Annotated in this window: 9 protein-coding genes and 1 pseudogene; all 10 read right to left on the reverse strand. The window is 38.7% G+C overall.

From position 1 onward, the window contains the following. Window positions 1-98: 98 nt before the first annotated feature. Window positions 99-473 carry a 2-iminobutanoate/2-iminopropanoate deaminase gene (gene ridA, locus ABES52_RS06865; RefSeq protein WP_429650252.1) on the reverse strand — a complete coding sequence of 125 codons (375 nt, stop codon included), beginning with the start codon at window positions 471-473 and terminating at the stop codon, window positions 99-101. Between the two features lie 14 nt (window positions 474-487). Next, window positions 488-1,324 (reverse strand): pur operon repressor, encoded by an 837-nt coding sequence (gene purR / locus ABES52_RS06870; RefSeq protein WP_429650254.1) that lies wholly within the window; start codon window positions 1,322-1,324, stop codon window positions 488-490. Window positions 1,325-1,399: 75 nt separating this feature from the next. Further along, window positions 1,400-2,254, reverse strand: coding sequence for a 4-(cytidine 5'-diphospho)-2-C-methyl-D-erythritol kinase (gene ispE, locus ABES52_RS06875; RefSeq protein WP_429650256.1), 855 nt, complete (start codon window positions 2,252-2,254; stop codon window positions 1,400-1,402). A gap of 205 nt (window positions 2,255-2,459) precedes the next feature. Beyond that, complete coding sequence (locus tag ABES52_RS06880; RefSeq protein ID WP_429650258.1) at window positions 2,460-2,651, reverse strand: small, acid-soluble spore protein, alpha/beta type; 192 nt, start codon at window positions 2,649-2,651, stop codon at window positions 2,460-2,462. A 195-nt stretch (window positions 2,652-2,846) separates the two neighbouring features. Next, window positions 2,847-3,116 (reverse strand): biofilm formation stimulator Veg, encoded by a 270-nt coding sequence (veg, locus tag ABES52_RS06885; protein ID WP_429650260.1) that lies wholly within the window; start codon window positions 3,114-3,116, stop codon window positions 2,847-2,849. A 214-nt stretch (window positions 3,117-3,330) separates the two neighbouring features. After that, entirely contained in the window at window positions 3,331-4,227 is an 897-nt protein-coding gene (gene yabG / locus ABES52_RS06890) for a sporulation peptidase YabG (protein WP_429650268.1), read from the reverse strand. Between the two features lie 153 nt (window positions 4,228-4,380). Continuing rightward, window positions 4,381-5,259 carry a 16S rRNA (adenine(1518)-N(6)/adenine(1519)-N(6))-dimethyltransferase RsmA gene (gene rsmA, locus ABES52_RS06895; RefSeq protein WP_429650262.1) on the reverse strand — a complete coding sequence of 293 codons (879 nt, stop codon included), beginning with the start codon at window positions 5,257-5,259 and terminating at the stop codon, window positions 4,381-4,383. Next, window positions 5,252-5,812 carry a ribonuclease M5 gene (gene rnmV, locus ABES52_RS06900; RefSeq protein ID WP_429650264.1) on the reverse strand — a complete coding sequence of 187 codons (561 nt, stop codon included), beginning with the start codon at window positions 5,810-5,812 and terminating at the stop codon, window positions 5,252-5,254. Before rnmV ends, rsmA begins: the two co-directional genes overlap by 8 nt. A gap of 134 nt (window positions 5,813-5,946) precedes the next feature. Beyond that, window positions 5,947-7,146, reverse strand: a complete 1,200-nt coding sequence (locus ABES52_RS06905; RefSeq protein ID WP_429650266.1) for a ubiquitin-like domain-containing protein — start codon at window positions 7,144-7,146, stop codon at window positions 5,947-5,949. Between the two features lie 218 nt (window positions 7,147-7,364). Then, window positions 7,365-7,763, reverse strand: a pseudogene (locus tag ABES52_RS06910) (TatD family hydrolase); the annotation flags it as partial. Window positions 7,764-7,780 lie beyond the last annotated feature (17 nt).

Here is a 7,780-nt window from a genome sequence, read left to right on the forward strand (position 1 = left end):
GTTCCCGCTGGAGTCGCCGCCATTCGCTTCATGTGAATAACTTGCTAAAAATCAACAATGACTTATAACAGAGACTTTTAATTAAAAAAGCACTCGTGTTATTTCACGAGTGCAATTACTTCAATTTCTACTAACGCATCTTTTGGAAGTCTAGCCACTTCGACACATGAACGAGCGGGCTTATGCTCACTAAAATATTGACTGTACACTTCATTAACAGCTGCGAAATCCTCCATGTTTTTTAAAAATACTGTTGCTTTCACGACAGTATTTAACGATGCACCAGCTTCATGAAGAACAGCTTGCAAGTTTCGGAAAACTTGATGGGTTTGCTCTTTAATATCTCCTTCAACCATTTTTCCTTCTGGCGTTAACGGAATTTGACCAGAACTAAAAAATAAATTGTTCACGATTACCCCTTGAGAATATGGACCAATGGCCGCTGGAGCTTGTTTCGTTGAAACGGTACGCATCGGGAATCTCCTCCTTATAAAAATGAAATAGGTTTAGAAAAATAGTTTCCTTCGGTCACACTGATGCGCTTTTCTTTTACATCTACATCAGTCAAACGGACAAGAGACACATAATCATCTACTAATCGTTCTTCTTCGACTTTTTCAGATTCGACTAATACTCCAATTCCTGCAACGGAAGCATTAAATTCCTCAAGCAAACTTTTCATTCCGTTAACAGTTCCACCAGCTTTCATGAAATCATCTACAATTAACACATTGGAATGTTCACGTAAACTGCGTTTCGATAACACCATTGTTTGAATTCGTTTTGATGAGCCAGATACATAGTTAATACTTACTGTTGAGCCTTCTGTCACTTTACTATCACGACGAACAATAACTACAGGTACATTTAAATAATTCGCTGTTGCATACGCAATCGGAATTCCCTTTGTTGCTACCGTCATAACGACATCAATTTCTTTATCGTGAAATGCTGAGCCTAATAGTTTCCCTACTTTTCTCATCATTTGTGGGTCCCCTAATATATCTGTCATATATAAATACCCACCAGGTAATAAACGTTCTGGATCAGCAATTCGTTCACAAAGCTCCTTAACGTGCTGTTCCGCATCCTCTTTTTTAATACTAGGGAAATATTTCACTCCCCCAGCGGCACCAGGTACCGTCATTAACGTCCCAATTCCTCGATGTTCCAACGTTTCTTTTAAAATGGACAAATCTTCACTAATGGATGATTTAGCTGCTTGATACCGTTCAGAGAAAAAAGTTAATGGAATCAATTGTCTTGGCCGCTCTAACAAATAGTGAGTCATATCAATTAAACGCTCACTGCGACGAAATTTCATCTTTGGTCACCTCTGAAGTAAAAACCGAATATTTTAGTGTAAATATATCACTAATGTACGGTTTTTATCAAGAATTTATTCTCCCAATAGGCGAGCAACATATACTTGGTCACAAAAACCACGAAGTCCGTTGTAAATACGTTGCAAACGTGAATCGTGTTGCACAAGCCCGAAAACGGTCGGTCCGCTACCGCTCATTAACACTGCATCAGCACCAAAGCGTTTCATTTGTTCTTTAATATGAGCCACTTCTGGATGCATGTGTAAAGTAACACTTTCAAGGACATTCCCCACATGTTCACACACTTTTTCATAGTTTTGTTCATAAATGGCTTCAATCATCCCTTTTGTATTTGGATGTTGAATTTGTCGTAAATTTAAATTTTTATACACTTCTGCAGTAGAAACTCCGGTAGCTGGTTTCGCTAAAATCACCCAACAATTGGGCGGAGATGGAAGGTGGCTAATTTTTTCCCCACGGCCAGTCGCTAACGCCGTTCCTCCATATACACAAAATGATACATCTGAACCAATTTGTGAACCGAGTTGGGCTAACTCGTCCAAACTTAAACCTAACTTCCAAAGCTCGTTTAAACCACGTAAAACAGCAGCCGCATCACTACTTCCACCAGCTAACCCGGCTGCTACTGGAATCTCCTTGTTAATCTCAATGTGAACCCCTTTTTTAATACCGTAAGTATCCTTCAACAATTGCGCTGCTTGATAGGCATGGTTTCGGTGATCGTCAGGGACAAATCGGTTGTGGGTCACTATTTTTACTTCATCTTCTTTTAGTTCCGTCAATTCAATTCGGTCAGCTAAATCAACCGTGGTCATCACCATTTCTACTTCATGATAACCGTCAGGGCGTTTATGTAAGACGTCTAACGATAAATTAATTTTGGCTGGTGCCTTTACCATTAACTTCAACGAATTCACCTACTTTTTCTCGAGCAATTTCCGTTCCTGTAATCTATAGTTAACGTATACAAACATTGTATTTTACCATGAAAAATTAGTTAAAGAAAGATAAGTTATTTCACCATTTATTTTATATAATCAAGTCTGTTTTTGTATATGTAGTAATAGAGAAGACCAACTCGTTCTTTTGGTCTTCTCAGGCATGCTAACTTCCTTATTTTTGTTGGTTCATGGATTGTTGTGCTAAATGCTGCTGGGCAATTTCAACGGCGCGTTTCACCATATTTCCAGCTTCTTTGGATGTGATACTGCCCCATCCTCCTTGCTTTACGACGTCATAAAACCCCAAATCTTTTGCCAGTTGCTCTTTGAACTGCATTGACATCGTACGTCTTCTTCTACTCAAAAAACATCCTCCTTCATTAGCATGCCTTTATTAGTATGGATGACAAACGACCAATTCATCAGATGTAACAAGCATAAAAAAGAAGCATTCATGGTAGATGCTTCTTAAGGAACAAGTTTTTTCAATTTAATCATAAACCAGCCATTTGGTCGTCCATACGTACAATCGAAAAAAATAAAAGCAGCAAACTTTCGTCTACTGCCGACCCATTGCAACGTTTCCTGATGTTTCGTCATAGAAGGTTAATTGAACTGTTTCTGTTAACACATCTGCATAGCTGTAAGAAACACGCTCAAATGCATTCTCATCTTGGTCTAGTTCTACCACAAATACAGATGGGTATGTTTCTGTTAAAATCCCAGAACGCTCAATTGTTTTTCTTCTTCCACCATTGGCCTTTAACAACAACCGTTTGCCTAAATTAGAATCAAGAGCTTTTTTAATATCAGACAATGTTTTTGGCATCTTTTTACCCACCTCGCTGATTAAATTATAGCACAATATGTAAGTTTCGTCAAATAAATAAATAATTTTATCAACCTTTAACTTCAGTTGTCAATGGTTTTATGTCTACAAAAATCAACAATTTTAGCATACCCTTTTGTGCACACAATTATGTAAAAAAAATCACATTACCTTCCTGCCACAAAAAAAATAATGCCAACATTGTTGTCTGGCATTACTGATCAATTTTTGGTTGGAGCCGATTAAAGGGCATTCCAGTTCTGAGCACCCCTTTTGTTTCAATTCCTCCCAACCCTTTGTCACCTGTTAACGTATTTCGTAACACATCCCATACATTGACGTATTCTTTAAAGGGAGTAAAGCTAATTTTGGCAACAATATATACCGGATCTAATGCGTGAATATTGACGCGGTTAGGGGAACTAGCAAAATTAGCTCCCGCACGGATTAACAACTCAAAATGGGATTGACATGCCCCTGCAAAAATAATGAGCTGATCAAGATGAGGAACTTTTTTCCTCGCTTCTTTCACCGTTTTAACAAAATCCTTCGAATGTCGATAGGCGTTAATATCATCAATCGTTCCTTTGGACTTTGAATAAGCGTCATGACCGGTGATCACTAAAATATCTGGACGGTACTTTTCAATAAGCCCACCGATTTGATACGGCATTTCCGTCTCTTTACAATGAACCCCATATACCGGAACCCCTACCCGTTCATATAAGTCCATACATTTTTTTAAATAATTAGGGTCACCATCTAAGTGAAGAACTTTCCCTGGAATTTGAAAAAAATTTAAATCATAATGATACCCGTTCGTCATTTGGTACTCTTGCTTTTGCTTAATGAGGTTCATATCTTGTCGAAATAACTCGTACGATTGTTCTTCAAGTGATCGAAACGTATTGGTGAGCCGACGATACTCATGGGAATCAATGATGACTAAATCATCGAATGGGGCATCCGCCATAAGACGGTAATCTTCTCCGTATAAGATGGCCACTTGTTTCCCATTTACTTCTTTTATATCAATGACACGAAATAAAATATCGCTATTGTACGATTTTCGACCAACAACGGAATGAATCTTTATTTTCACACGCTTCATCTCCAATTACGAGCGTCTTTTTGGAATATTACGACTACCCCACTATGACACTATTCTTTCATAAGCTATGCACAAGGGGCTTGAGTGGTGTGTTCATTAACGAAAAAAGTGGGTTTCTGTCAAATAAAAAATCAGTCATCCATAGATGACTGATTACTGGAAATAAGGATATAATTGATCCGATAGACGAGCAAATTCTTCAATCGTTAACGTTTCCCCTCTTCGTTTTGGATCAATATTCGCTTGTTCAAGTGCTGCCAAAATCGCCTCTTTTTTTTCTTTTCCGCTTGGAAGTTGACTTGAAAGATTATTAAAAATCGTTTTCCGACGTTGGGCAAAAGATGCTTTCGTCACCTGGAAAAAGAAAGACTCATCTTTTACGACAGCTCGAGGAGTCGACCGACGGGTTAATCGTATAACAGCTGAATCCACATTAGGTTGAGGAACAAACACGGTTTTGGGCACGTTCATCACGATCTCCACATCCGTGTAATATTGAACCGCAATCGATAATGAACCGTAATCTTTCGTTCCAGGACGAGCGGTCATCCGATCGGCAACCTCTTTTTGTAACATCACTACTAATCCGCGAATCGGAAGGTTATCTGTTAACAATTTCATTATAATCGGTGTAGTTACATAGTACGGTAAATTCGCCACCACCATGATATCTTCGATTCCTGCCATCCGCTCATGAATGATTTCTTTGACATTGGCCTTCAACACGTCGGAATGGATAATGTCTACATTTGAATACGGAGCGAGTGTTTCATTTAAGATCGGCAACAATCGTTGGTCGATTTCAAAGGCCACCACTTTTTTGCAAGCTCGTGCTAATTGCTCAGTTAAGGCACCAATTCCTGGGCCAATTTCAATCGCCCCTGATTCTTGGGTAAGGTTTGCAGCATCGGTAATCTTCCGTAAAATATTTGGGTCTATTAAAAAGTTTTGACCGAGGCTCTTTTTAAAGGAAAAGCCGTATTTTTTTAAAATTTCTTTTGTTCGATTTGGTGTCGCAATATCTTTATGCATCTTGTTCCTCCTGTAGTACTTCTCTTAAAGCTTGTTCAAACGCTTCTTTTGTAATTTGAAACATTAGCAGTCGCTTATGGAGCTGTTTTCCATTTGTATATCCGATTTTTAATTTTTCCCCCAGCTTTTCACGGCGCTCTTTTGCTTTATTTCCACCAATGAGCCCCGCATCTAAAAGCTCTTGGGCGGTAATCCATTCTTCAAGAGGTTGCTCCATCATATGAACCCCTTGAAGTGCTTCTCTTATGGCATCAGGCGTTGCATATTCAATCCCAATCCCTCTACCGGATGTAGGCTTGGCGTCTTCCCTTTTTAAAAAAGCGTGCTTACACCCCGGTACTTGTTCAGCAATCGTTTTACGAATTTTTTCTCCAGGAAAGTCCGGGTCAGTAAAAATAATCACTCCCCGGGTTTGTTGTGCTAATCGTATTTGTTCAATCGTATGTTTCGATATAGCCGACCCGTTCGTTTCGATGGTATCCGCATCAACGGCCCGCTTAATAGCTACCGAATCATCTTTCCCTTCCACCACAATAATTTCTTTAATTTTCATTTTTCCTCCTAAAAAATTGAAACATTTTTGTCATATTGTTCGTCTAATGTAATGAAAGTAATATTTTGTTCATCGTCTATTATACCGCCTCAGTTCCTAAATGAAAAAAGCAGAAGGAACCCCCTCTGCTTAATTTAGTCCAAAATTTTGATTTTGACTTTTCGATTGCCCCAACGATACGCTTCAGATTTCGTTGGGAAGAATACGTCAATTTTGTATCCATTAATCGCCGATCCGGTATCTGCCGCAACTGCGTAACCGTAACCTTCGACATATACTTTCGTACCTAACGGAATCACGCTAGGGTCAACAGCGATAACTTTAATATTTGGATTCGTTTTTAAATTAATCCCCGTTGCGGTAATACCGGAACAACCGTTACAATAAGCGGTATACGCTGTTGCTGTAACAACAAGTTCTTTCCCGTTTGACGATTGGCCACGGGACGCTTCAGCCGTTAACACTTTCGTTCCGACAGCCACAATTTTATCAACACTTTCCTTAATCGTTTTTGAACTTACTAACGTTCGAGAAACTTCTTTTCCATTTTCTAATACGACTTCATAGGTTTTGGACACTAACCCTTTTCGACCAGATTGAATAACTTTTTGTTGTCCTTTTAATAATTTCGAATCTTTTTTCGTGACAACTGCATAATCAACTGGTTCTTCCACTACATCGGTGACTTTTTCAACTCGGATGATTTCGATTACATCATTTGCATTAACAACGCTATCTAAAGCAACGTTTACTTTATCTAAATCATTTAGTTTGATTTCCTGTTGCTCTAAAAAGTCAGCGACCGTAGTCGAAGTGGACCAAACTTTCTTCTCGCTTCCACCATCAATAAGCGTTACTTCAAATGCTTTCTTGATCGCAATTTCCATGCCTTCGGTAATCTTTTGATCAATATTCGGTTCAACTATATCATGCTCATTGAGGTCGAGATTTTGCTCTTTTAACAAATCACCAACAGTATCTGCAGTTGTCTCTACCGCTTTTGGTTCATCATTTAGGAAAAGGGTCACCTGTTTTGCCGGTTCCCATACAACAGTGACGTCATTTGTTAAGACGGTATCTGCCGAGGGGAACAAGTAGTCGGCTGAGTCGAAAGAAATATTTAATTCATCAAGCAATTCTTTGACTGTATCTGCATGTGTATTAACGACTTTCTTTTCTCCATCTAATTCAACCGCGATTGTTTTCTTTGTTCCTTCGTAAAAAAGAATCCCTACAACCGCCACCAAAACTACGAAACTACTAATAGCAATTAGCCATTTCTTTGTACTCATCGACTCCGAAAACAGGCTTTTCATGCTCCTAAAATTGCTCATGAAAAACGCCTCCTTCTCTCCGAGAGATTATATAGAGTATCCCTCCCCCTGTCAACCTACTACTCTAACTTTGAAGATATTACCTATTATGCTATACGGTCTAAAAAAATGGAAGGAATACTTCTCGACAAGGCTTTTCATGAGCAATTCTTTGTTTGTAGAATTTAAGTGAAAAAGGAAACAAAAAGACAATTTTTTATAAATTCCGACAACATTTCTTATCGATTGATGCCGAATAATTTTAATGCATTTTCATAAGTTTGTTTTGCGACTTCCTCGTAAGATACTTCTTTAAGTTCAGCAATTTGTTCAGCTACTAATTTTACATAGGCCGGTTCATTACGCTTTCCTCGGTACGGATGGGGAGCTAAATAAGGGCAGTCCGTCTCAATTAATAACCGATTAAGCGGAATTTCTTTCGCTACTTCTTTCGGTTTTTTTGCATTTTTAAAGGTCACAGGTCCACCAAGTGAAATATAGAAATTCATATCTACGCATTGCTTAGCTGTTTCGACACTTCCGCTAAAGCAATGCATAATTCCTCCTACTTCTTCGGCCTTCTCTTCTTTTAAAATTTGAACGACATCTTGCGTCGCATCCCGGTTATGAATAATAAGGCTCTATACTAAATGTG

Source organism: Aeribacillus pallidus, from assembly GCF_050478865.1.
Taxonomy (GTDB): Bacteria; Bacillota; Bacilli; order Bacillales; family JACDOC01; genus JACDOC01.

What these genes read in the sequence shown, in the direction of transcription:
- ABES52_RS06905 (WP_429650266.1), bottom strand. Translation starts at nt 7,146, where the DNA reads ATGAGCAATTTTAGGAGCATGAAAAGCCTGTTTTCGGAGTCGATGAGT.
- purR (WP_429650254.1), bottom strand. Translation starts at nt 1,324, where the DNA reads ATGAAATTTCGTCGCAGTGAGCGTTTAATTGATATGACTCACTATTTG.
- ridA (WP_429650252.1), bottom strand. Translation starts at nt 473, where the DNA reads ATGCGTACCGTTTCAACGAAACAAGCTCCAGCGGCCATTGGTCCATAT.
- yabG (WP_429650268.1), bottom strand. Translation starts at nt 4,227, where the DNA reads ATGAAGCGTGTGAAAATAAAGATTCATTCCGTTGTTGGTCGAAAATCG.
- rnmV (WP_429650264.1), bottom strand. Translation starts at nt 5,812, where the DNA reads ATGAAAATTAAAGAAATTATTGTGGTGGAAGGGAAAGATGATTCGGTA.
- rsmA (WP_429650262.1), bottom strand. Translation starts at nt 5,259, where the DNA reads ATGCATAAAGATATTGCGACACCAAATCGAACAAAAGAAATTTTAAAA.
- veg (WP_429650260.1), bottom strand. Translation starts at nt 3,116, where the DNA reads ATGCCAAAAACATTGTCTGATATTAAAAAAGCTCTTGATTCTAATTTA.